The 21,551-nt window shown below is 66.9% G+C and carries 27 protein-coding genes; 7 read left to right on the plus strand and 20 right to left on the minus strand.

The annotated features are described in order from the left end of the window. Nucleotides 1-17: 17 nt before the first annotated feature. Genes A5707_RS21185 through dapB form a run of 3 tightly spaced genes read right to left on the minus strand, consistent with a single transcriptional unit; the run spans nt 18 to nt 1,659 of the window. Nucleotides 18-473 carry a flavodoxin family protein gene (locus tag A5707_RS21185; RefSeq protein ID WP_065016381.1) on the minus strand — a complete coding sequence of 152 codons (456 nt, stop codon included), beginning with the start codon at nt 471-473 and terminating at the stop codon, nt 18-20. Then, nucleotides 470-925, minus strand: coding sequence for a hypothetical protein (locus A5707_RS21190; RefSeq protein ID WP_065016382.1), 456 nt, complete (start codon nt 923-925; stop codon nt 470-472). Before A5707_RS21190 ends, A5707_RS21185 begins: the two co-directional genes overlap by 4 nt. Continuing rightward, complete coding sequence (gene dapB, locus A5707_RS21195) at nt 922-1,659, minus strand: 4-hydroxy-tetrahydrodipicolinate reductase (RefSeq protein WP_065016383.1); 738 nt, start codon at nt 1,657-1,659, stop codon at nt 922-924. The genes A5707_RS21190 and dapB overlap by 4 nt, the downstream gene beginning before the upstream one ends. Before the next feature lie 119 nt (nt 1,660-1,778). Between dapB and A5707_RS23560 the strand changes: the two genes are divergently transcribed. Then, entirely contained in the window at nt 1,779-2,714 is a 936-nt protein-coding gene (locus A5707_RS23560) for a type VII secretion target (RefSeq protein ID WP_082969605.1), read from the plus strand. Then, entirely contained in the window at nt 2,711-3,112 is a 402-nt protein-coding gene (locus A5707_RS24680) for a hypothetical protein (protein WP_232000809.1), read from the plus strand. Before A5707_RS23560 ends, A5707_RS24680 begins: the two co-directional genes overlap by 4 nt. Nucleotides 3,113-3,238: 126 nt before the next feature. Here the strand turns inward: A5707_RS24680 and A5707_RS24800 are convergent, their stop codons facing one another. From A5707_RS24800 to A5707_RS21240, 9 genes are all read right to left on the minus strand, one after another. Then, nucleotides 3,239-3,367 carry a hypothetical protein gene (locus tag A5707_RS24800; protein WP_269455158.1) on the minus strand — a complete coding sequence of 43 codons (129 nt, stop codon included), beginning with the start codon at nt 3,365-3,367 and terminating at the stop codon, nt 3,239-3,241. A gap of 112 nt (nt 3,368-3,479) precedes the next feature. Next, nucleotides 3,480-3,695: a hypothetical protein gene (locus A5707_RS21205; RefSeq protein WP_419866460.1), complete on the minus strand. Its 216-nt coding sequence runs from the start codon at nt 3,693-3,695 to the stop codon at nt 3,480-3,482. 83 nt (nt 3,696-3,778) lie between these two features. After that, the gene (locus tag A5707_RS21210; protein ID WP_065016384.1) at nt 3,779-4,249 is read right to left on the minus strand and encodes an SRPBCC family protein; all 471 of its coding nucleotides are present in this window, start codon (nt 4,247-4,249) and stop codon (nt 3,779-3,781) included. Between the two features lie 34 nt (nt 4,250-4,283). Next, nucleotides 4,284-5,306, minus strand: a complete 1,023-nt coding sequence (locus A5707_RS21215) for a nitronate monooxygenase (RefSeq protein WP_065016385.1) — start codon at nt 5,304-5,306, stop codon at nt 4,284-4,286. Between the two features lie 4 nt (nt 5,307-5,310). After that, complete coding sequence (locus tag A5707_RS21220) at nt 5,311-6,657, minus strand: M16 family metallopeptidase (protein WP_065016386.1); 1,347 nt, start codon at nt 6,655-6,657, stop codon at nt 5,311-5,313. Further along, nucleotides 6,635-8,929: a polyribonucleotide nucleotidyltransferase gene (locus A5707_RS21225; protein WP_082969606.1), complete on the minus strand. Its 2,295-nt coding sequence runs from the start codon at nt 8,927-8,929 to the stop codon at nt 6,635-6,637. Before A5707_RS21225 ends, A5707_RS21220 begins: the two co-directional genes overlap by 23 nt. Before the next feature lie 358 nt (nt 8,930-9,287). Next, nucleotides 9,288-9,794 (minus strand): LppU family putative lipoprotein, encoded by a 507-nt coding sequence (gene lppU / locus A5707_RS21230; RefSeq protein ID WP_065016388.1) that lies wholly within the window; start codon nt 9,792-9,794, stop codon nt 9,288-9,290. Between the two features lie 12 nt (nt 9,795-9,806). Then, a complete protein-coding gene (gene rpsO, locus A5707_RS21235; protein WP_065016389.1) occupies nt 9,807-10,076 on the minus strand; it encodes a 30S ribosomal protein S15 in 270 nt (89 codons plus the stop codon). A gap of 123 nt (nt 10,077-10,199) precedes the next feature. Further along, nucleotides 10,200-11,174, minus strand: a complete 975-nt coding sequence (locus A5707_RS21240) for a bifunctional riboflavin kinase/FAD synthetase (RefSeq protein ID WP_065016390.1) — start codon at nt 11,172-11,174, stop codon at nt 10,200-10,202. A 79-nt stretch (nt 11,175-11,253) separates the two neighbouring features. Between A5707_RS21240 and mntR the strand changes: the two genes are divergently transcribed. Further along, nucleotides 11,254-11,952 carry a manganese-binding transcriptional regulator MntR gene (gene mntR, locus A5707_RS21245; RefSeq protein ID WP_065016391.1) on the plus strand — a complete coding sequence of 233 codons (699 nt, stop codon included), beginning with the start codon at nt 11,254-11,256 and terminating at the stop codon, nt 11,950-11,952. A 3-nt stretch (nt 11,953-11,955) separates the two neighbouring features. Here the strand turns inward: mntR and A5707_RS21250 are convergent, their stop codons facing one another. The 4 genes from A5707_RS21250 to A5707_RS21265 are packed head-to-tail and all read right to left on the minus strand — an operon-like array spanning nt 11,956 to nt 15,686. Next, on the minus strand, nt 11,956-13,146 hold the full coding sequence (locus A5707_RS21250) for a lipid-transfer protein (RefSeq protein WP_065016392.1): 1,191 nt from the start codon (nt 13,144-13,146) through the stop codon (nt 11,956-11,958). A gap of 22 nt (nt 13,147-13,168) precedes the next feature. Beyond that, nucleotides 13,169-14,053 (minus strand): tRNA pseudouridine(55) synthase TruB, encoded by an 885-nt coding sequence (truB, locus tag A5707_RS21255; RefSeq protein WP_065016393.1) that lies wholly within the window; start codon nt 14,051-14,053, stop codon nt 13,169-13,171. Continuing rightward, complete coding sequence (locus A5707_RS21260; protein WP_065016394.1) at nt 14,050-14,730, minus strand: 4'-phosphopantetheinyl transferase family protein; 681 nt, start codon at nt 14,728-14,730, stop codon at nt 14,050-14,052. The genes truB and A5707_RS21260 overlap by 4 nt, the downstream gene beginning before the upstream one ends. Then, complete coding sequence (locus tag A5707_RS21265; RefSeq protein WP_065016395.1) at nt 14,727-15,686, minus strand: metallophosphoesterase family protein; 960 nt, start codon at nt 15,684-15,686, stop codon at nt 14,727-14,729. Before A5707_RS21265 ends, A5707_RS21260 begins: the two co-directional genes overlap by 4 nt. A 121-nt stretch (nt 15,687-15,807) precedes the next feature. Here A5707_RS21265 and A5707_RS21270 point away from each other — a divergent pair, with 121 nt between their 5' ends. Next, nucleotides 15,808-16,389 (plus strand): DUF3558 domain-containing protein, encoded by a 582-nt coding sequence (locus tag A5707_RS21270; RefSeq protein ID WP_065016396.1) that lies wholly within the window; start codon nt 15,808-15,810, stop codon nt 16,387-16,389. Between the two features lie 34 nt (nt 16,390-16,423). Continuing rightward, nucleotides 16,424-17,449, plus strand: coding sequence for an alpha/beta fold hydrolase (locus A5707_RS21275; RefSeq protein ID WP_065016397.1), 1,026 nt, complete (start codon nt 16,424-16,426; stop codon nt 17,447-17,449). Here the strand turns inward: A5707_RS21275 and A5707_RS21280 are convergent. Further along, nucleotides 17,408-17,959 carry a DUF1802 family protein gene (locus tag A5707_RS21280; protein ID WP_065016398.1) on the minus strand — a complete coding sequence of 184 codons (552 nt, stop codon included), beginning with the start codon at nt 17,957-17,959 and terminating at the stop codon, nt 17,408-17,410. The genes A5707_RS21275 and A5707_RS21280 overlap by 42 nt on opposite strands. Continuing rightward, entirely contained in the window at nt 17,956-18,222 is a 267-nt protein-coding gene (locus tag A5707_RS21285) for a DUF2277 domain-containing protein (RefSeq protein ID WP_065016399.1), read from the minus strand. The genes A5707_RS21280 and A5707_RS21285 overlap by 4 nt, the downstream gene beginning before the upstream one ends. 42 nt (nt 18,223-18,264) lie before the next feature. Here A5707_RS21285 and A5707_RS21290 point away from each other — a divergent pair, with 42 nt between their 5' ends. After that, nucleotides 18,265-19,017 (plus strand): enoyl-CoA hydratase, encoded by a 753-nt coding sequence (locus A5707_RS21290; RefSeq protein WP_065016400.1) that lies wholly within the window; start codon nt 18,265-18,267, stop codon nt 19,015-19,017. Nucleotides 19,018-19,024: 7 nt separating this feature from the next. Beyond that, the gene (locus A5707_RS21295; RefSeq protein ID WP_156658240.1) at nt 19,025-19,432 is read left to right on the plus strand and encodes a hypothetical protein; all 408 of its coding nucleotides are present in this window, start codon (nt 19,025-19,027) and stop codon (nt 19,430-19,432) included. 13 nt (nt 19,433-19,445) lie between these two features. Here A5707_RS21295 and A5707_RS21300 read toward each other — a convergent pair whose 3' ends face one another. Next, nucleotides 19,446-19,985: a sugar O-acetyltransferase gene (locus tag A5707_RS21300; RefSeq protein ID WP_065016422.1), complete on the minus strand. Its 540-nt coding sequence runs from the start codon at nt 19,983-19,985 to the stop codon at nt 19,446-19,448. A gap of 76 nt (nt 19,986-20,061) precedes the next feature. Continuing rightward, nucleotides 20,062-21,375 (minus strand): MATE family efflux transporter, encoded by a 1,314-nt coding sequence (locus A5707_RS21305; RefSeq protein WP_065016423.1) that lies wholly within the window; start codon nt 21,373-21,375, stop codon nt 20,062-20,064. Nucleotides 21,376-21,551 lie beyond the last annotated feature (176 nt).

The following is a 21,551-nucleotide window of genomic DNA, read 5'->3' on the forward strand; positions in this document are numbered from 1 at the left end:
CAACGGCGGGGGCCCGCCTACACCATCAACTGAGCAGCCACCGTCGCGCCGAGGTTCCAGCAGGATTCGAGCTCCGCTTTGCTCGGCTTCCCCGAAACCACCACGGTCTCAGCGGCTTTTACCCAGCCGAGCCCTGTCGTGATGGAGTCGACACCACGCTCGGCTCCTTCGGTGCCCTGGTTGCCATGCAGGTACAGCCCATAAGGTCGCCCGCCGGTGGCGTCCAATATCGGGTAATAGCAGACGTCGAAGGCATGTTTGAGGGCGCCGCTCATGTAGCCGAGGTTGGCCGGGCTGCCCAGCAGGTACCCGTCGGCCTGCAGCATGTCGGTCGACGAGACCGTGAGCGCCGGCCTCCGCACCACCTCGACGTCTTCGATCTCGGGATCGGTGGCGCCGGCCAGCACGGCCTCGAACATCTCCTGGCAGTGCGGCGAGGGCGTGTGGTGGACGATCAACAGCGTCTTGCTCATTGGCGCCCCTGCAAGTCGACGGCCTTCTTCATGGCCTCCCGCGCGCGGGCGCGGTCGCCGGCGTAGTCGTAGGCGCGGGCCAACCGGTACCAGCGCCGCCAGTTGTCCGGGTCGTTGCGCAATTCCGTTCGGACGGCGTCGAATAACGTGTCGGCGGCTTGCCGCTCGATGCGTCCGGACGGCCGCCGCGGCAGGGTGCTGACGTCGAGTTCCATTCCGTCCTCGGCGATGAGCCGGGCCAGCTTCTGATGCGCGAACCCGGCGCGCAGGGTGGCGATCATCGCCCACAATCCGATGAAGGGCAGGACCAACAGCGCCACCCCGAGGCCGACGGCGGCGGCGCGGCCGGAGCCGATCAGCACGACCGCGGTGCGGGCCAGCAACGCGAGGTAGACCAGCAGCGCAGCGCACATGAACGCGATCAACAGCTGAAGGCGCGCGGCGTTGCTCATTGCAAGTTGAGTAGCGATTCAATGCCGATGGTCAGACCCGGGCGTTCGGCGACGCGACGGACCGCCAACAGCACGCCGGGCACAAACGATGTGCGGTCGATGCTGTCATGGCGGATCGTCAACGTTTCTCCCGCGGTGCCGAACAGCACCTCCTGGTGAGCGACCAGGCCGGCCAGCCGCACCGAATGCACCGGGACACCGTCGACGTCAGCGCCGCGCGCACCGGGCAGGCTGGTGCTGGTGGCATCGGGATTGGGCGGCAAGTCTTTTCGTGCCTGCGCGATCAGTTCGGCGGTCCGTGCCGCGGTGCCTGACGGCGCATCGGCCTTGTGCGGGTGATGCAGTTCGATGACCTCGACCGAGTCGTAGAATGGTGCGGCCTGCTTGGCGAAATGCATGCTCAGCACCGCCCCGATCGCGAAGTTGGGTGCGACGATTGCCGCGGTGCCTGGTTTGGCGGCCAGCCACGACCGGACCTGTTGGAGCCGCTCGTCGGTGAAGCCGGTGGTGCCGACAACGGCGTGAATTCCGTTGTCTATCAGAAACTTCAGGTTGTCCATCACGACGTCGGGATGAGTGAAGTCGATGACGACCTCGGTTTGGCTGTCGGTCAGCAGGCTCAGCGGCTCGTCGGCGTCCACTTCGGCGGTCAACGTCAGGTCGTCGGCGGCCTGCACCGCCTGCACCATCGCCGCACCGACTTTGCCTTTGGCCCCCAGCACTCCTACCCGCATGGCTTCACCCTAGCCGGGTCGCATTTCGTGCGGAATGCGGTGCGTGACATTCTCTAGTCTCGTCGGTCCGGCCACTGTTCGCGCGCTGTCGGCGGGCCGGACGCCGCTACCATCGCGGCATGGCCCAGGAACCGCTGAGCGTCGACCCAGAGCGGTTGGCGGCTGCGGCCCAGCGATTGCTGGCTGCGGCTGAGGCGATCCCGCAACCCCCAGCCCCGTACACCTCTACAGGTACAGACCCACTCTCGGCGGCCATCGCTGCCCAGGCATCCAAAGTGGAAGCCCCGGTGGCAGAAGGCCTGCCCGCCCTCCAGAAAGAGGCGAGTGAAAGCGCGCACAATGTGGCGAGCGCGGCCAGTGCCTACGAACGCACCGACCGGCAGCTCGGCGTCGAAATCAACAAGCGCACGTTTCCGGGCCCAGACCGCTCCGAGAATAAGCACAACGGCCGGGTCCAACTTGTTGACTGGAAACAAGGGCCAACCCCGGCACCTAGCCCCGGTCATACAGGCCAAGATGCACGCAACGCGATCAAGGGTCTGCCTAAAGGCACTAAGCCAAACTTTTTAGAGATCCGCAGTGGGGAGGATCTGCGTAGCTTTTGGAACTGGCTTACCCAAGGCGTGCCAGATAGCACGGGTACCGGCTACCCGGGAACGCAGCGCGTTCTATCTGATGGCACCATAGTTGGCATACGCGAAAGCGAAAAGTTCGGACCGACGATGGAGATCCGTTCTCCCAACAAGGATTACTTTAAGGTTCACGTCAATCCGGCTAGAGGCGGCGTACCGAACATCCCGTCCGGTGGGGCGGGGCCGTCGTCTGGCGGGGCCGCACTCGGACCCAGTGCGCCGAGCGGGTCACCGCCTGCCGGCCGTGCGCCCATTGAGCTGCAGCCAGGACAGGTACCGGCCCGTGGCGGCGGCGGCGCGATGCCCTACGACCCGAACGAGTGGTTGGTCCCAGGCCCCCATCCGGTCCCGACGCCGCACACTCATCACGGACCACCACGACTAGGCGAAACCCCGTCAGAAATCTTTGAGGACGAGCCATGAGCACAGGAGCAGACAACGATGGACAAGGTATTGGGCAAATGAACACCGCACGCGAGAAAGTACGCGCGGAACTGCTCACTGACGGCCTTGCTGATTATGTCGACCTTGGTGCCGTTGATTCCCAAGTCACGCGGCACAATCCGCAAGCGTCAGTGTCCGAGGTTCAGAACGAAACCTTGGAGGCGATTCGCTCGTTGGTTAACGACGGGCTGTTTCAACTAGGAGGTCTATCGGCCGAGGGCGGACGTTTCGTTGCCTGGGATGGACCACTTGATGAGTTGATACAGCGGGTCTCCAACGTGTATGTAAGCCACTATGACGATCCGCCTGCGTGGGTCTGGGTCATTTGGATGAAACTCACCGACGAGGGCGAGCGGGCAGCGCGAGCACTTGAATAGAACGCCAAAGATCCGCTCACCTAAACCATGAACGGCCCTCAGGCGACAAGAAACGCGAGAGCCCGTTCGGGTGCGACCATGACGGCGCACCGTGCCCGCACACCGCTCGAGAAGGGGTTCGCCGCGTCACAGCGTGCAGGAGTGGGCGAACAGCAGCACCGGCCAGGAGATGATCGATGCCATCAGCGCGATCAACCCGTCGGTGCCCTGCTCGACTTGCGCCTGGCGCAGTCCCTCGCCGTAGGTGCCGGCCATGACTGCGCCGACGATCAGATACGGGATCGCGCAACAGCGCGACCTCGACGAGCGCCCCGATGCTGATCGGGTAATGCATCATCCGGCGCACCCAGGTGAGCAGCATCGGCGCTCAAGCCACGCAGCCGCCGGTGAAGCCGAGCACCGGCCACAACGCGATCGATCCGAGCAACGACGCAGTGAGGTCCAGGCCGTGCAGCTGCTCGAAATGAGCGCTGTGCGTGCTGGCCCAGGCGATGCCGATCGCCAGATACGGCACAGCCAAGAGCACTGCGGCGCAGACGAGTTCGACGAGGGTGAGCTGGAAGTCCAAGACTCGCTCGAGCATGGTGAGCACATCCATCCCTTCCCGCCGAGGGCAAAGACACGGAATATGTTAACGGCGATTCAGGCTCGGTGGGAGGTACTGCGCTAACCGGTTTCTGCGCGTTCTTTGAGCCGCTGCAGCGTCAGCCGGATGTGATCGGCGTTTACCGACGCTCGGTCGGCGACGCCGGTGGCCAGACCGGCAACTTTGCGAAACCATCCGGGCCGGCGGTCCCAGGTGCTCTCGGTGACGCGGCAACCGCCGTCGACCGTGGTGAAGTCGTAACACCACCGCGCTACCGGGATGACAGACGAGCGCACATCGAACGCAAAGCGCCGACCCGGGTCGGCGTCGGTCACCGTGCATGTCGTACTCCAGCGACGGTTGCCGCTTTGGTTGCGGCCGGTGAACACCGCGCCGGGGCGGACTGCGTCACCTTTGCGCCACCGCATTGCGACGGTCTCCTCGGCCATCGACGCCAACGTCGGCAGATCGGTGACGAGCGCATATACCGCATCAGCGGCGGCGTTGATGTGCACACTGGCCGTGGCCGACGGCGGGCCGGATTCGCTCATCCGGCGATGATAGCGCCGCTCAACTGCGCAACGGTCAACCGGCGGCCAGCGAGGCGACGATATCGGCGGCCGGCCCGGGACGTGCTGAGGCGAACGCCGTTCCCGCCCAGAGGTTTGTCCCGTGCGGATCGTCGGCGGCGACCGCCGCCTTGCGAATCGGCGATGTCATGTGGTTGACCTCGGGATAGCCCAGCGGCGCAACGTCGTCGAGCAGCCGAGTGAAATCGTTCTCCAACCCGCGCGCATACCGCCCGGAGAACGCGCGCGTCACCAACGTCTTGCCGAACTGGGGGTTCTGCAGCGCGGTGCGATGGGCGTTATTGGTCCCGGCTTCGTCGGACAGCAGCAACGCGGTCCCGACTTGGGCCGCCACCGCCCCCCTCTGCAGGACCCTGGCGACATCCTCGGCGCTGCCCAGGCCGCCCGCGGCGATCAGCGGAACGTGGTGGGCGGCGCTGATCCGGTCCAGCAGATCGTCCAGCGACTCGCGGCCGGGCTGCATGTCCGGCGCGAACGTGCCGCGGTGACCGCCGGCGTCCGGGCCCTGCACCACCAAGCCGTCCGCTCCGGCGGCAATGGCGACGCCGGCCTCGTAGGCCGACGTCACCGTGATCAGCAGCACGATGCCCAGCGCACCGAACCACCGCAGGACATCCGGCGGCGGCGCGCCGAAGGTGAACGACACCACCTCGGGCCGTACATCAGCCACCACCTCGAGCTTGCGCTGCCAGTTGTCGTCGTCACCGAACCGGGGCCGGCCAACCTCGACCTCGTAGTGCTCGGCCAGTTCGTCGAGTTGCTCCGCATAGTGGTCCAACTGGACGTAATCGGCGGCGCTGGGTTGTGGAACAAACAGGTTGACCCCGATGGGCCCGCTGGTCGCCGCCCGTGCGGCCGCAATGTCGTCGGCGAACCGCTCGGGGCTCAGGTAGCCCGCGGCGACGAAGCCCATGCCGCCCGCGTTCGATACGGCCGCGGCCAGTGCCGGTGTACCGGGCCCACCGGCCATCGGTGCGCCGACCACTGGCACCTCGAGATCCCAGAAGCCCAGTACCATGGCGCTACCGTACTATTGCCCGAAGCTGCTGTGGCAGAGATCGTTTCGACTTGTGCGGTCCGAGAACAGCTGCGCCGTGGGGTTTGTTCAGCAGCCTGCGGGCCACCGCATTGACCTCGTCGAGGGTGACTTTGTCCAGCTCGAGCAGCGTTCGTTCGATGCTGCGGTGCTCGCCGAAGTTCAATTCGCTGCGCCCGATGCGGTTCATCCGCGAGCCGGAATCCTCCAAGCCCAGCACCAGCCCGCCACGCAGCGAGCCTTTGGCGATCCGGCATTCGGATTCGGTGATGCCGTCGCGTGCGACGGTCTCGAGCACATCGGTGGTCACCCGCACCACTTCACCGAACCGTTCCGGTTGGCAGGCGGCATATACCGACAGCGCGCCGCTGTCGGCGAAGATGTCCAGCGACGAATAGACCGAGTACGCCAGGCCGCGCGATTCGCGGATCTGTTGGAACAGCCGGGAACTCAGCCCGCCGCCCAACGCGGTGTTCAGCACCGACAGCGCCCAACGGTGCTCCCAGTGCCGGCCCGGTGCGCGCACTCCCAGACAGAGGTGGGTTTGCTCGGCCTCCCGATTGGTCACCGCCAGCCGGGGCCGCCCGATGACCCGTCCGGCGCCCTTGCGCGGCGCCACCGGACGCCGACCGCGCACCAGCCGCGGCCCGAAATGTTCTCGCACCAGCGCCACCACGTCGTCATGGTCGACGTTGCCGGCCACCGCGACCACCATCCGCTCGGGCGTGTAGCGCCGAGCGTGAAACGACCGCAGTTGAGATCGGGTCATCGCCGACACCGATTGTGCGGTGCCGATCACCGGCCGCCCGACCGGGTGATCGCCGAACATCGCATCCAGGAACAGATCTCCGAGCGCGTCCTCGGGATCGTCGTCGCGCATCGCGATCTCTTCCAACACGACGTCGCGTTCCAGCTCGACATCGTCGGCCAGGCAGCGTCCGTTGAGCACCACGTCGGCGACCAGGTCGACGGCCAGCGCCAGGTCACTGTCGAGCACATGCGCGTAGTAGCAGGTGTGCTCCTTGGCGGTGAAGGCGTTGAGCTCACCGCCGACGGCGTCCATCGCCTGCGCGATCTGCACCGCGGTGCGGGTCGGCGTCGACTTGAACAGCAGATGCTCCAGGAAGTGCGCAGCTCCGGCCACCGTGGCGCCCTCGTCGCGTGAACCCACGCCCACCCAGACACCGACCGAGGCTGAGCGCACCGCCGGGAGGTACTCGGTGACCACGCGCAGGCCACCGGGCAACGTGCTACGGCGCAGTGCAGCAGACGGTTCGGCCTGGTGCCGGCCGCGGCGCAGCGCGCCGGCCTTAACTGCTGGCGGTCGCGGCATCGGCTGTCGCGGCCCCCGAATCGCCAGTCGCAGCGGCCGGCTCGGCGGACGCGGCTGCAGCTTCTTCGTCCACCGGCACCAACGAAATCTTGCCGCGCTTGTCGATGTCGGCGATCTCCACCCGCAGCTTGTCGCCGACGTTGACCACGTCCTCGACCTTGGCGATCCGCTTGCCTCTGCCGAGCTTGGAGATGTGGACCAGCCCGTCGCGTCCGGGCAGCAGCGATACGAAGGCGCCGAAATCGGTGGTCTTGACCACGGTTCCGAGGAACCGCTCCCCGATCTTGGGCAGCTGGGGGTTGGCGATCGCGTTGATCTTGTCGATGGCGGCCTGCGCCGACGGGCCGTCGGTGGCACCGACGAACACGGTGCCGTCGTCCTCGATCGAGATCTGTGCGCCGGTCTCCTCGGTGATCGCGTTGATGATCTTGCCCTTGGGCCCGATGACCTCGCCAATCTTGTCCACCGGCACCTTGATCGTGGTGACCCGCGGCGCGTACGGGCTCATCTCGTCGGGTGCGTCGATGGCCTCGGCCATCACCTCCAGGATGGTCAGCCGCGCGTCTCGAGCCTGCGACAGCGCACCCGCGAGCACCTGCGACGGGATCCCGTCGAGCTTGGTGTCCAGCTGCAACGCGGTGACGAAGTCCTTGGTGCCGGCGACCTTGAAGTCCATGTCGCCGAAGGCATCTTCGGCGCCCAGGATGTCGGTCAGCGTGACGAACCGGCGTTCGGTGCCGCCGCCTTCAACGTCAATGTCGTCGGAGACCAGGCCCATCGCGATACCAGCCACCGGCGCCTTGAGCGGCACGCCGGCGTTGAGCAGCGCCAGCGTCGACGCGCACACCGAGCCCATCGAGGTGGAACCGTTGGAGCCCAACGCTTCTGAGACCTGACGGATCGCGTACGGAAATTCTTCGACGCCGGGCAGCACCGGTACCAGCGCCCGCTCGGCCAGCGCGCCGTGCCCGATCTCGCGTCGCTTGGGCGAACCGACCCGGCCGGTCTCGCCGGTGGAGAACGGCGGGAAGTTGTAGTGGTGCATGTAGCGCTTGGAGGTTTCTGGCCCCAGCGAGTCGATCTGCTGAGCCATCTTGACCATGTCGAGTGTGGTCACGCCGAGGATCTGCGTCTCGCCGCGCTCGAACAACGCGCTGCCGTGTGCGCGGGGCACCACGGCCACTTCGGCTGAGAGCGCGCGGATGTCGGTGATGCCGCGGCCGTCGATGCGGAAGTGGTCGGTGAGGATGCGCTGGCGCACCAGCTTCTTGGTCAGCGCACGGAAAGCCGCGCTCACCTCTTTCTCACGACCCGCGTAGGTGTCGGCGAGCCGTTCGAGCACCTCGGCCTTGATCTCGTCGGTCCGGTCGTTGCGTTCGGCCTTGCCCGAGATGGTCAGCGCTTTGGACAGCTCGTCGGTGGCCACCGAGGACACCGAGTAGTAGACGTCGTCGCCGTAGTCAGGGAAAACCGGGTAGTCGGCGGTCGGCCTGGCGGCCGCCTCAGCAAGCTCCTGCTGCGCGGCGCACAATGCGGCGATGAACGGCTTGGCGGCCTCTAAGCCTTGAGCCACAATGGTTTCCGTCGGCGCCTGCGCACCGCCGTCGATCAGTTCGATGACGTTCTCAGTGGCCTCGGCCTCGACCATCATGATCGCCACGTCTGGGTTTCCGTCGGCGGAGCCGACGATCCGGCCCGCGACCACCATGTCGAACACGGCCCGCTCGAGCTGCTCGACGGTCGGGAAACCGACCCAGGTGCCGTCGATCAGTGCCACCCGCACTCCGCCGACGGGGCCGGAGAACGGCAGCCCGCCCAGCTGGGTGGAGGCCGAAGCGGCGTTGATCGCCAGCACGTCGTAGAGCTCGTTGGGATCCAGGCTCAGGATCGTCACCACGACCTGGATCTCGTTGCGCAGGCCGTCGACGAACGACGGGCGCAGCGGGCGGTCGATGAGCCGACAGGTCAGGATCGCGTCGGTGGACGGGCGGCCTTCGCGTCGGAAGAACGAGCCGGGGATGCGGCCCGCGGCATACATCCGCTCCTCGACGTCGACCGTCAGCGGGAAGAAGTCGAAGTGCTCCTTGGGGCTCTTGCTGGCGGTGGTCGCCGAGAGCAGCATTGTTTCGTCGTCGAGGTAGGCGACGGCGGCGCCGGCGGCCTGCTGGGCCAGCCGGCCGGTCTCGAACCGGATGGTGCGGGTGCCGAAGCTCCCGTTGTCGATGACGGCGGTGGATTCGAACACGCCTTGTTCAATTTCAGCTACAGACATGGAGTCCGTACGGCCTCTCTGGGTTCATGGCCCGGTTCCTCCTCATCGCGCTGCGCGCTCTGCATCGTCGCCGGGCGGTTCATTCAGCTGTTTTCGCGCGGTCACGCGCAACCCGAGAGAACCGGCCTGGATACGGCTACGGCCGTCGATCGAAGCGGCCGGATAAGCTCATCCGGCAGCCACTACCGAAGACCGCCCGATACAGACGTGCCCTTCTGCGTTCGCGGTCGCGCTGTGACGCGCTGGGACGGTGCACGCGGATCGCGCGAACCGCACCTGCTCGGGCCGATCTGGCCCAGAACGACCTCACTCTACACGCCGACCTGGCGATTCCTAAGCCCGACGGCGGTCGCGACGTTCACGCGACATCTTCAACGCAGACCGTGAACCGTTGATCGGCGTAGGCGTAGCCCACGCCGCTGGCGCACTGATCGACGCTGACCGGGTCCCGCAGGTCGGTGAGGATCTGGGTGGCGCGCTGGCGATGCGGCGCTGATTTGTCGTCGCAATCGACGCGCACCGGGTCGGCGTTGTGCTCCGGGTCGACGCTCATGCAGCCGCCGACGACCCAGTCGATATTCAGGCACGCGGTGTTGGTCGAGTCGCTGAACGCGTTCCGCATCGAATACGAGGAGTCGACGTCGTCCGGGCACTGATCGCGATCGGCGACAGTGGCCGCAACCTTGAAGTTCGACGTCGGGCTACCGCAAGCGACCTTGCTGGCCTCCGGCCGGTCGGCGGTGCCGCCCAGCTTGAGGCAGTCCCCCACCTTGAGGTCCGCGGCGTTGGTCGCAGACGACGAGCAGCCTGTCAGCCCGCCGAGGACGGCGACTGCTGCGATCGCGGCCGCGGCAAGCGCGCGCATCGCGATGGCGAATCAGCGACGCAGGCCGAGGCGCTCGATGAGCGAGCGGTACCGCGCCACATCGATCTGGGCCACATATTTGAGCAGGCGCCGCCGCCGTCCCACCAGCAACAGCAGCCCCCGCCGCGAGTGGTGGTCGTGCTTGTGCACCTTGAGGTGCTCGGTCAGGTCTGCGATCCGCCTGGTCAGCAGCGCGACCTGCGCCTCCGGTGAACCGGTGTCGGTCTCATGCAGGCCGTAGGAGCCCAGGATTTCCTTTTTCTGCTCGGCTGTCAGCGCCACGAAATATCTCCATCAATTGGTCCGCGATCATCAATACCTGGGGCGCGGCCACCGCGAACCGCAGCACGCGCCGTGTCGTCGGGCAGTCTAGCAGCGGGGCTCGTGCGGTCCCCAAACCGCAGCTCAGCCCGCCGACAGCAGGGCGCGGGCCCGCTCGGTGTCGTTACCCATCGCCGCGACGAGGTCCTCCACCGCGGCGAACTTCTCCTGCCCGCGGATGCGGGCCACAAAGTCCAGCGCCACGTGCTGGCCGTACAGGTCGGCGGTGGTGTCCAGAACGAATGCCTCGACGGTGCGGGTACGGCCGGAGAAGGTCGGGTTGGTGCCCACCGAGACCGCGGCCTGGTAGCGCTCGCCCGGGACGACGGTGCCCGTGACCGGCCCATGCCCCAGCACGGTGAACCAGGCGGCATACACGCCGTCGGCCGGGATCGCGGAGTACATCGGCGGCGCCACGTTGGCGGTGGGAAAGCCCAGGGCCTTGCCCCGCCCGTCGCCGCGGACTACCACGCCCTCGACGCGGTGCGGGCGGCCGAGCGCTTCGGCGGCGGCCACCACGTCACCGGCGTCCACACAGGAGCGGATGTAGGTCGAGGAGAACGTCACGGTCTCGGCGTTGTGATGTTCGGTGACCAGCGACATCGATTCCACCGCGAAGCCGAACCGCTCCCCGGCCCGCCGCAGGATGTCGACGGTGCCGGCGGCTTTTTTGCCGAACGTGAAGTTCTCGCCCACCACGACCTCGACCACGTGCAGGCGCTCGACCAGTAGCTCGTGGATGTAGCGGTCCGGGGTGAGCTTCATGAAATCAGTGGTGAAGGGCATCACCAAAAACACGTCGATTCCGAACTCCTCGGCGAGCTCGGCGCGCCGGGTCAGCGTCGTCAGCTGCGCGGGGTGGCTCCCGGGAAACACGACCTCCATCGGGTGCGGGTCAAAGGTCATCATCACCGTCGGCACGCCGCGGGCCCGGCCGGATTTCACCGCATGCGTGATCAGCTCAGCGTGGCCGCGATGCACCCCGTCGAAGACCCCGATGGTGAGCACGCATCTGCCCCAGTCCGTGGGTATCTCGTCCTGCCCGCGCCACCGTTGCACAACCGCAAGCGTACGGCGCGAGGCGGTCTTTCACCGCGCCAGAGTCCCAGATCAGGTGAGCATTGCTTAAACTTCCGGTGTGCGCCCTGACGACGAGCCCGGCGAGCTCACAGCGGTTGCCCAGGACTATCTGAAGATCATCTGGAATGCCCAGGAGTGGTCTCGGGAGAAGATCAGCACCAAGATGCTGGCCGAGAAACTCGGTGTATCGGCCAGTACCGCCTCGGAGTCGATCCGCAAACTCGCCGAGCAAGGCCTTGTCGACCACGAGAAGTACGGCGCTGTCACGCTCACCGAATCCGGTCGCCGCGCGGCGCTGGCCATGGTGCGCCGGCACCGGCTATTGGAGACGTTTCTGGTCAACGAACTCGGCTACAGCTGGGATGAGGTGCACGACGAGGCCGAGGTGCTCGAGCACGCCGTCTCCGATCAACTGGTGGCGCGTATCGACGCCAAACTGGGCTTCCCACAGCGTGACCCGCATGGTGATCCGATTCCCGCCACCGACGGCCAAGTGCCCACCCCGCCCGCGCGTCAGCTGTGGGCCTGCGACGACGGGGAAGCCGGCACGGTGGCACGCATCTCCGATGCCGACCCCGAGATGCTGCGCTACTTCGACAGCATCGGTATCAGCTTGGACTCGCGGCTGCGGGTGCTGACCCGCCGCGAGTTCGCCGGCATGATCTCGGTTGCCATCGAATCAGCGGTATCGGTCGACGGCGCACCGGCCACGGTGGACTTGGGCAGCCCGGCAGCCCGAGCGATCTGGGTGGTCTAGGCGTTAGCGTTCGGCGCGCTGGTAGGCGGTGACGACGGCGGCGCCGCCCAGGCCGATGTTGTGTTGCAGCGCCGCGCTGACGTTGTCGACTTGGCGTTTGTCGGCGCGCCCGCGCAGCTGCCAGGTCAGTTCGGCGCACTGCGCCAGCCCCGTCGCGCCCAAGGGGTGGCCTTTGGAGATCAGGCCCCCGGACGGATTGACCACCCAACGTCCGCCATAAGTGGTGTCGCCGTTGTCGATCAGCTTGGGCGCCTCCCCCTCACCGCACAGGCCCAACGCCTCGTAGAGCAGCAACTCGTTGGCCGAGAAGCAGTCGTGCAGTTCGATGACCTGGAAGTCTTCCGGGCCGAGCCCAGACTGCTGGTAAACCTGTTGTGCGGCTTGCACATTCATGTCGTAGCCGATGAGCGCTTTGGCGGTGCCGTCGAAGGTGGAGGCGAAGTCGGTGGTCATCGCCTGGCCGACGATCTCCACTGCCTGGCCGGCCAGATCGTGTTGGTCCACAAACGATTCGCTGGCCAGGATCGCCGCGCCCGAACCGTCCGAGGTCGGTGAGCACTGCAGTTTGGTCAGCGGATCGGAGATCATCCGCGCGGCCAAGATGTCGTCGAGCGTGTAGGACTCCTGGAACTGCGCGAACGGGTTGTTGACGGAGTGCTTGTGGTTCTTGTAGCCGATCTTGGCGAAATGCTCAGCGGTGCTGCCGTATTGGCGCATGTGCTCGCGGCCCGCGGCACCGAACATCCACGGCGCGACGGGCATTGCGAACTCGTCGATCGCGGCCATCGCTTTGACGTGTCTGCCCATCGGTGATTCCCGGTCTTGGGCACCACCGCCCAGTGAGCCGGGTTGCATTTTCTCGAAGCCCAGCGCGATCGTGCAGTCGGCAAGCCCACCGCGGATCGCTTGCGCCGCCAGGAACAGCGCCGTCGAGCCGGTGGAGCAGTTGTTGTTGACGTTGACGATCGGGATTCCGGTCATGCCCAGCTCGTAGAGCGCCCGCTGCCCTGAGGTGGAGTCACCCGAGCAGTAGCCGACGTAGCCCTGCTGCACTTGGTCGTAGCCGATGCCGGCGTCGGCCAGCGCGTTGGTACCCGACTCGCGCGCCATGTCGGGGTAGTCCCAGCCTTCGCGTCGTCCCGGCTTCTCGAACTTCGTCATGCCGACCCCGACGACGTACACCTTGTTTGTCATTGCCACAGCGTACGGCGGGCGTCTAGAGCGTTGCGGGCCGGATGACGACCACCGACTTGGTCTTGGGCCCGTCGTCGCGCAGCAGTGCGATCACCCGGTTGTCGTCGGCGGCCGCGGCATAGACGCCGTCGATACCGCCCGGTGCCAGTGGCCGCCCGTTGGCGGCCGCCTCGGCCTCCTCCGCGCTGAGCCGGCGGTGCGGGAACATCAGCAGGCACGCCTGGTCGAGGTCCAGGCTCAGCCGCGGCTGCTCGGCCAGCTCGTCGAGGGTGTGGGCCTGCTCCAGCCCGAACCGCCCGACCCGGGTGCGCCGCAGCGCGATCAAATGCCCGCCCACGCCCAGCGTCGCTCCCAGATCGCGGGCCAGCGCGCGGATGTAGGTCCCCGACGAGCAGTCCACCTCGACATCGACATCGACCACCTCACCGCTGCGGCGCACGGCCAGCATGTCGAAGCGGTCGATGTGCACCGGCCGGGCAGCCAACTCGACAGTCTGGCCCTCGCGGACCAGCCGGTAGGCCCGCCGGCCGTCGACTTTGACCGCGCTGACCGCTGACGGCACCTGCATGATGTCGCCGCGCAACTGCGCCATCGCGGTGGCGATGGCCTCATCGGTCAGGTGTCGCGCGGAGACCTCTTGCAGCAGTTCGCCTTCCGCGTCTTCGGTGGACGTCGACTGGCCCAGGCGGATGATGGCTGCGTAGGACTTCGACGTCGCGGTGAGTAACCCGAGGATCTTGGTCGCGCGCTCGACACCGATCACCAGCACACCGGTCGCCATCGGGTCCAGCGTCCCGGCATGTCCCACCCGTCGGGTGGCGTAGATCCGCCGGCAGCGAGCGACCACGTCGTGGCTGGTCATGCCGGCCGGTTTGTCGACGACGACGATGCCCGGCTCGGCGCTCATAACACGATGGCCGTGAGCACCAACCCACGGTCAACCGACCACCGGCCCCGCAGCGCCGTCAGCGGCGCGCCGGACAGCGCGGCCCCGTCGATCAGAATTTTGGAGACGAACTCACCGGCCGCTGCGTCCGACGGATCGACGTCGAACACAATGTGGGCGTCCTCGAATCCGAGCCACCGCTTCGTCAGCGGAAACCACGCCTTGTAGGTGGCCTCCTTGGCGCAGAACAGAATTCGGTCCCAATGCAGGCCGTCCGGCAGGGCGCCGATTTCATGGCGCTCCTCGGACAGCGCGATCGAACCGAGCACGCCGTCCGGCAGCACGTCATGCGGTTCGGCGTCGATGCCCACCGAGCGCACCTGCGTGCTGCGGCCCACCACCGCGCCACGGAACCCCGTGCAGTGCGTCAGGCTGCCCACCACCCCGTCGGGCCAGCAGGGCTCGCCCTTGTCCCCCTTGAGGATCGGTGCCGGTGGAAATCCGAGCTCGCCCAGCGCGACCCGGGCGCAGTGCCGAACGGTGGTGAATTCGTTGCGCCGCTTGGCGACCGACCGCGCGATCAACAGTTCCTCTTCCGGCATCGGCGTTAGGCCGGGTGGGTCGGCGTAGAGCTCGGCCGACGCGAGATCCACGGCGTCGTCGGGCAGCACCGACGACAGCAGCGTTGCGGCCGTCATCGGGACTGCCGCTGGCGGACTCGTTCCCGGAACTTCTCGGCCTGCTCGCGCATTTCGGGCGTGATGACGAAATGCCCGCCGAAATCGTTGAGATAGCCCGGCGCGTACTGCGGATCGGGCAGCACCTGACGCAGCCAGCTGTACGGTTTGCGGCGCCGCCATTCCCGCGGGTAGCCGACCGACACCTCCTCGAAGCGCACCCCGTCGTACCAGGTGGTGCGCGGGATGTGCAGGTGGCCGTAGACCGAACACACGGCGTTGTAGCGGGTGTGCCAGTCGGCGGTCTCGGTGGTGCCGCACCACAGCGAGAACTCCGGGTAGAACAGCGCATCGCAGGGGTCGCGCACCAGCGGGAAGTGGTTGACCAGCACAGTCGGCGTCATCCAGTCGAGGTCGTCGAGCCGCTTGCGGGTGGCCGCCAGCCGATCGCGACACCAGGCGTCCCGGGTGCCGTACGGCTCGCAAGACAGCAGGAACTCGTCGGTGGCCACCACGTTGCGTTGCCGCGCGATCGCCAGCCCTTCGGCTTTGCTGGTCGCCCCCTCCGGCAGGAAGCTGTAGTCGTAGAGCAAAAACATCGGCACGATCGTGGCGGGCCCGCCCCGCTCGGTCCAGACCGGGAACGGATGCTCGGGGGTGACGATGCCCATCTCGTCGCACATGTGGACCAGGTAGTCGTAGCGGGCGCGGCCGAAGACCTGCACCGGGTCCTTGCCGGTGGTCCACAGCTCATGATTGCCGGGCACCCAGATCACCTTGGCGAACCGTCGCCGCAGCAGATCCAGCGACCAGCGAATATCGTCGGTGCGCTCGCCGACGTCGCCGGCGACGATCAACCAATCCTCGGGTGAGGACGGGTGCAGGGATTCGGTGACGGGTTTGTTGCCCTGATGGCCGGTGTGCAGGTCAGAGACAGCCCACAACGTGGGCTGCGCCGCGTCCTGCCGAGTTGCCACGACTCACCAGCCTAGCCACCGGCCCGCACGCCGGACTAGAACAGGTTCTCGTTTCTGCTCTCAGCGCTTCGTCGCGACTTGTACACTGCCACGCAATAGCCAGCGGATTGGAAGGGGTGTTGTGGTCGCCAAAGTGCGCCTGATCGCCGCGCTGGGTGCGCTGGTGATGGCCGTCGTCGTGGTTTGGCAGAGTGCACCCCCGCCAGGCACCAGCGGCGCGACCGTGCAGCTGCGCTCCACCGGAATGCCGCTGTCGCCGGCCAGCACGATGAAAAGCCCGATCGTCGCGACCACCGATCCCAGCCCGTTCGACCCATGCAACGACATTCCGTTCGACGTCGTCCAGCGGCTCGGGCTGGCGTTCACCCCGCCCGAGCCCCAGGAGGGGCTGCGCTGTCAATACGACGCGGGCAACTACCAGCTGGCCGTCGAGCCGATCATCTGGCGCAGCTACGACCAGACACTGCCGGCCGACGCGCTCGAGACCACCGTCAACGGCCACCGCGTCGCGCAGTACTGGATCTTGAAGCCGACCTATCACAACAGCTACTGGTACGTCTCCTGCATGGTGGCGTTCAAGACCAGCTACGGGTTGATCCAACAGGCGCTGTTCTACTCGACGGTCTATTCCGAACCCGACGTGGACTGCCCGTCCACCAACCTGCAACGGGCCAACGAGCTTTCCCCCTACTACGTCTTCTAAAGCCGCCCTCGCAGGTGCCTCTCCGGATGAGCCGATGAGTATCTTCGAGGACTGGCGAAGCGACAGCACCGAGATCCGTTGGCGGTCGTCGACCGCCGCCAACCACGGAGCCGACGTCACGGTCTTCAGCCGCCGCTGCGGCACGCCGGGGGCACCGGCGCTGGTATGTGTGCACGGGTTTCCGACCTCCAGCATCGACTACTACGCCTTGACGCAAGAACTGGGCGCCGAGTTCGAGATCTTCCTGCTGGACTTTCCCGGTTACGGATTCTCCGACAAGCCGCCCGCCCCGTACGTGTATTCGCTCTACGACGATGCCCGCCTGCTGCTCCACGCGATCGCGGAGGTGTGGCAACTGAAGCGCTACACGATGCTCACCCATGATCGGGGCACCAGCGTCGGCATGATTGCGCTGGAGATGATCGCCGCTGCGCAGCAGCCGATCCCGCCGGCCGAAGTCATCTTGACCAACGCCAACATCTATCTGCCCCTGGCCAATCTGACCGCATTTCAACTGGCGCTGCTCGACCCCGCGACCGCCCGCGACACCGCGCGTGCCACCACACCGGAGATGCTGGCCGCCGGTCTGGGCGCGACGACCTTCATGCCGCGACGAACCCTTGAGGATCCCGAAATCAGCGTATTGGCACAATGTCTCGCCTACAACGACGGTATCGCCGTACTCCCGGACACGATTCAATACCTGAATGAGCGTGCCGCCGACGAAACTAACTGGCTGACAGCGCTTTCCCGTAATGACGTCAACACCACTCTGGTCTGGGGCTGCCACGACAGCGTGTCCCCGCTGCGAGTGGCGAACTTCGTCTGGCAGCAGTTCCTCAAAGACAAGCCCGGACGTAACCGCTATTGGGTCGTGCCGGCAGCAGACCACTATGTGCAGTGCGATGCGGCGCCGCAGCTGGCTGACATCGTCCGAAACACCGTCGACGGCAGGGAAATACCGCTGCAGACCTTGGGCAACCGGCCCGACGGCGCAGTGCTGGTCGATCAGACGTCGTCATCCGACGGCGTCGCGGACCCGGGCGGCGACCTGGCGTAGCGCCGCCTTATCGTACACCGGCGCAGCCAACGTCGGCGCCAGCGGAACCTGCACCCAACTGGTGCAACCCGCGAACCCCGGAATGCGGGCCAGTGGCAGCGGCTTCGCCAACGGGACGGCCTGCACCACCAGCACCGCCAGTCGGTGCCGCGGCCGAAAGTCCAGCCGGTCCGCCCGCACCGACTCGGCGGTCCAGATATGCAGGTCCTCGATCGCATCGAGCTGGTCGGGCCGGTTGACCGGCAGCGCCGCAACAACTTTCGCTGCTGCCCGAATGATGACCTGGTCATCGGTACTGTCCGGCGCGGCCCGTGTCAACAGGTCCCGGTGTTCGGGCCGGACCCGCTGTGCGTGGCTGTGCGCGACCGTCGGGAACAACACAAACTCGCGGGCGGCGACGTCGAAGCGCTTTTCGTGAATCCCGCCCTTGCGCAACAACACCTGCTGCCGACCGTCGAGCAGCGCATGCACGACCGCGCTCCACTCCTTGAGCGCCGGGGTGTGGGTCATCGCGCCGACAGCCGGGCAATCACTTCGGGTCGGCGCAGCGGCGGGACGCTTTTGGGCGGCTGGCGGCGCGCCGGCAGCGCCTCGAGCAGCTGCGCCGTCGCGGTGGCGACCTGTGCGACCGCCGCCTCGAACGCCTCGCTGTTGGCCGGCGATGGCCGCGCGATACCGCTGACTTTGCGCACGTATTGGCGGGCCGCCGCTTCGATCTCGACGGCCGTGGCCGGCGGTTCCAGGCCGCGCAGTTCGGTGATGTTCCGGCACATACCCCTCACGATAGGTGCGCCGGCACTGGCTACGGTGATGCGATGACCGACATCTTGCTGATCGATACCGACGAGCGCATCCGCGTCCTGACGTTCAACCGTCCCGAGTCCCGCAATGCGCTGTCGACGGCGCTGCGGGAGAAGTTCTTCGCTGCCCTGGCGCAGGCCGACGCTGACGACGCCGTCGACGTCGTGATCGTCACCGGGGCCGACCCGGTGTTCTGTGCGGGACTGGATCTCAAAGAGCTCGGCGGGCAGTCGGCGCTGCCGGATATTTCGCCGCGCTGGCCGGCGATGAGCAAGCCGGTGATCGGCGCCATCAACGGCGCGGCCGTGACGGGCGGGCTGGAGTTGGCGCTGTATTGCGACATTCTGATCGCCTCGGAACGCGCCCGGTTCGCCGATACCCACGCCCGGGTCGGTCTGTTGCCCACCTGGGGGCTGAGTGTGCGGCTACCGCAGAAGGTGGGTGTCGGGCTGGCCCGGCGGATGAGCCTGACCGGCGACTACCTCTCCGCCTCCGACGCGCTGCGGGCCGGGCTGGTCACCGAGGTGGTCGCCCACGACGAGCTACTCACCGCTGCCCGGCGGGTAGCGGCGTCGATCGCGGGCAACAACCAGAACGCCGTGCGGGCCCTGCTGGCGTCCTACCACCGCATCGACGAGTCGCAGACCGCCGCCGGGTTATGGCTGGAAGCCAGCGCGGCCAAACAGTGGATGAGCACTGCGACCGGCGACGACATCGCCGGCAACCGCGAGGCGGTGCTGCAGCGGGGCCGTTCGCAGGTGCGCTGAGCACGACATGAGGCCGTACAGCGGGGACGTCCCAGGTTATGGCTGGCCGCCCGTGGTTCGGCGGCGATCGGCCGCCGACACCATCGCAACCGTGGTGCTGTTCACCGCGCTGCTGATGGCGAGCGTGTTGTCGGTGGCGGTGTCGCTGGTGCCGTCGCTGTGGATGATGATGCCGATCTGCAGTGACAACTGCGACACTCCCGAGATTGCTCGTTTCGACCACCGGGTGATGGGCGGTGTCACGGTGATCTGGGTGGGAGCCGCCGTCGCCGTGCTGCTCGCCGGGATCGGCGCGATCGTTGCCGGTGTGCGCCGTTGGGTGATGTGGATCTGGCCGGCGATCGGCCTGGTGATCGTGGTCGTCTGCTTTGTCGTCGCCGGCTTCATGTGGCTCGACGCGCTACCCAGCGGCTGATGGCGGTGCTGGGCTAGGCGATTGGCCGGATCACTTTGCACGGGTTGCCCGCCGCGAACACGTTGTCCGGCACGTCTTTGATGACCACGCTGCCGGCTCCGACGACCGAGTTCTCGCCGATGGTCACTCCCGGGCAGACGATGACGCCGGTAGCAATCCACACGTTGTTGCCGATCACTATCGGTGACGCCGACTCCCAGCCTTGCCGCCGGGCATCATGGTCCTCGATCGGATGCAGCGCGGTGACAAGCTGGGTGCGTGGACCGATCGAGACGTCATCACCGATGGTGATCGGTGCGCAGTCCAGCATGATCGCGTCGTAGTTGATGAAACTGTTCGTGCCGATGCGTATCTGTGTGCCGTAGTCGCACTGGAATCGCGGCAGTATCGTGGATTTTTCGCCGAACGACGCGAGTAACTTCGTCAGCAGCTGGTGGCGCCGCTCGTCGTCATCGGCCTGCGTCGCGTTGAACGCGTCGAGCAGCCGCTGACATGCTGTGCGGCTCGCAACGAGTTCGGGGTCGTCGGCGTAGTAGAGGGCGCCGCTGAGCATTCGCTCACGCTGACTGGTCACGACCACCGATCCTACGGCCAAGCCGATGTCAGTTTGCTGCCCAACGGGTTTCGGCTCAGCTCCCCGTCACCGCCCAACGACCCGACAGCGCACGCCAGCCCACGAAGAGCAGCCGCAGCACCATGAACATCGTCAGTCCCGTCCAGATCCCTGCCAGCCCCCAACCGAACACCAGGGACAGCCACACCAACGGCAAGAATCCGACCAGTGCGCTGAGTACCGTCGCAGTTCGCATGAAGGCGGCATCGCCGGCGCCCAACAGCACCCCGTCGAGTGCGAAAACGATTCCGGCGATTGGTAATTGGGCAACCAAAAACCACCAGGGCACAGCGATCGCGGCCAGCACCGAATGGTCGTCGGTGAACAGCGTGGGAAGCACCGCAGCGCCGGCCGCGAACGCCGCGGCCAGCACCGCGGCCGCCGTCGTCGAAAACACTGTGACCCGCAGGGCCACCGATTTGGCATGCTCGACGCGGTTGGCCCCGAGCGCCGCACCTACCAGTGCCTGTGCCGCGATCGCCAGCGAATCGAGGACAAGCGCCAGAAACGTCCACAACTGCAGCACTATCTGGTGGGCGCCCAGCGCCGCGGCGCCGAACCGCGCCGCCACCGCGGCGGCCGACACGAAGCAGGCCTGGAAAGCCAGCGTGCGCATCATCAAATCGCGGCCCATCACCAACTGCGCTCGTAGCACGCCCCGGTCGAGTCGCAGCGGTACTCGCTGGACGAGCAGCGCGCGGCCGAACAGCACTGCGGCCAGCCATTGACCCGTCAGGTTGGCCAGCGCCGAACCGGCCAGGCCCATTCGCGGCAGGCCCAGCCAGCCGTACACCAGCAATGGGCACAGCAGTGCCGACAGCCCGAAACCGGCGACCACGTAGCGCAGCGGCCGCACGGTGTCCTGGACCCCGCGCAGCCACCCGTTGCCGGCCAGCGAGACGAGGATCGCCGGGGCGCCCAGGATGGCGATCCGCAGCCAGGGTAGTGCGGCATCGGCGATGTCGCCGCCGGATGCGATCACCGAGACCAGCGGCACCGCCGCGGCCTGTACGACCACGACGATCAGCGCGCCCAGACCCAGCGCCAGCCAGGTCGCTTGCACACCCTCGGCCACCGCCGAGGCACGGTCGCCGGCACCGAAATGGCGAGCCGATCGCGCCGTCGTGCCATAGGACAGAAACGTCAGGTCCGAGCCGACGAGAGCGAGGACCAGTCCACCGATGGCCAGTCCGGCCAGGCTCAGTGCGCCCAGTCGGCCGACGATCGCGGTGTCGAACAACAAGTAGAGCGGCTCCGCCGCAAGCACACCGAGCGCCGGTAGAGCCAAGCCGGCGATCTGCCGGGAACCGGCGGCGGGCCTGTCAGGCATGGTCACCATCCTGCGCGAGCGTGCGCAAAACCGGGATACGCCGCGGCGTGTCGACCGGGGACACATTGCTCCTATGTCAAGCGGCTGCGTGAAGGTCGGGTTGGCGGGTTTGGTGGTCGGCGTGTAGGCGACGAAAGACGTTGCGGGCGAGGTGGCGTTTGAGGCAGCGCAGGGCC

The sequence above is a fragment of the Mycobacterium kyorinense genome (assembly GCF_001672775.1).
GTDB lineage: Bacteria > Actinomycetota > Actinomycetes > Mycobacteriales > Mycobacteriaceae > Mycobacterium > Mycobacterium kyorinense_A.

Coding starts and splice junctions, on each gene's coding strand:
- A5707_RS21250 (WP_065016392.1), bottom strand. CDS start 13,146: ATGACAAACAAGGTGTACGTCGTCGGGGTCGGCATGACGAAGTTCGAG.
- dapB (WP_065016383.1), bottom strand. CDS start 1,659: ATGCGGGTAGGAGTGCTGGGGGCCAAAGGCAAAGTCGGTGCGGCGATG.
- lppU (WP_065016388.1), bottom strand. CDS start 9,794: ATGCGCGCGCTTGCCGCGGCCGCGATCGCAGCAGTCGCCGTCCTCGGC.
- A5707_RS21290 (WP_065016400.1), top strand. CDS start 18,265: ATGACCGACATCTTGCTGATCGATACCGACGAGCGCATCCGCGTCCTG.
- A5707_RS24680 (WP_232000809.1), top strand. CDS start 2,711: ATGAGCACAGGAGCAGACAACGATGGACAAGGTATTGGGCAAATGAAC.
- A5707_RS21210 (WP_065016384.1), bottom strand. CDS start 4,249: ATGAGCGAATCCGGCCCGCCGTCGGCCACGGCCAGTGTGCACATCAAC.
- A5707_RS24800 (WP_269455158.1), bottom strand. CDS start 3,367: ATGGCCGGCACCTACGGCGAGGGACTGCGCCAGGCGCAAGTCGAGCAG.
- A5707_RS21190 (WP_065016382.1), bottom strand. CDS start 925: ATGAGCAACGCCGCGCGCCTTCAGCTGTTGATCGCGTTCATGTGCGCT.
- A5707_RS21285 (WP_065016399.1), bottom strand. CDS start 18,222: ATGTGCCGGAACATCACCGAACTGCGCGGCCTGGAACCGCCGGCCACG.
- A5707_RS21305 (WP_065016423.1), bottom strand. CDS start 21,375: ATGCCTGACAGGCCCGCCGCCGGTTCCCGGCAGATCGCCGGCTTGGCT.
- A5707_RS21205 (WP_419866460.1), bottom strand. CDS start 3,695: ATGCTCGAGCGAGTCTTGGACTTCCAGCTCACCCTCGTCGAACTCGTC.
- A5707_RS21275 (WP_065016397.1), top strand. CDS start 16,424: ATGAGTATCTTCGAGGACTGGCGAAGCGACAGCACCGAGATCCGTTGG.
- A5707_RS21185 (WP_065016381.1), bottom strand. CDS start 473: ATGAGCAAGACGCTGTTGATCGTCCACCACACGCCCTCGCCGCACTGC.
- truB (WP_065016393.1), bottom strand. CDS start 14,053: ATGAGCGCCGAGCCGGGCATCGTCGTCGTCGACAAACCGGCCGGCATG.
- A5707_RS21300 (WP_065016422.1), bottom strand. CDS start 19,985: ATGCTCAGCGGCGCCCTCTACTACGCCGACGACCCCGAACTCGTTGCG.
- A5707_RS23560 (WP_082969605.1), top strand. CDS start 1,779: ATGGCCCAGGAACCGCTGAGCGTCGACCCAGAGCGGTTGGCGGCTGCG.
- A5707_RS21280 (WP_065016398.1), bottom strand. CDS start 17,959: ATGACCCACACCCCGGCGCTCAAGGAGTGGAGCGCGGTCGTGCATGCG.
- A5707_RS21215 (WP_065016385.1), bottom strand. CDS start 5,306: ATGGTACTGGGCTTCTGGGATCTCGAGGTGCCAGTGGTCGGCGCACCG.
- A5707_RS21220 (WP_065016386.1), bottom strand. CDS start 6,657: ATGCCGCGACCGCCAGCAGTTAAGGCCGGCGCGCTGCGCCGCGGCCGG.
- A5707_RS21295 (WP_156658240.1), top strand. CDS start 19,025: ATGAGGCCGTACAGCGGGGACGTCCCAGGTTATGGCTGGCCGCCCGTG.
- A5707_RS21225 (WP_082969606.1), bottom strand. CDS start 8,929: ATGTCTGTAGCTGAAATTGAACAAGGCGTGTTCGAATCCACCGCCGTC.
- A5707_RS21260 (WP_065016394.1), bottom strand. CDS start 14,730: ATGACGGCCGCAACGCTGCTGTCGTCGGTGCTGCCCGACGACGCCGTG.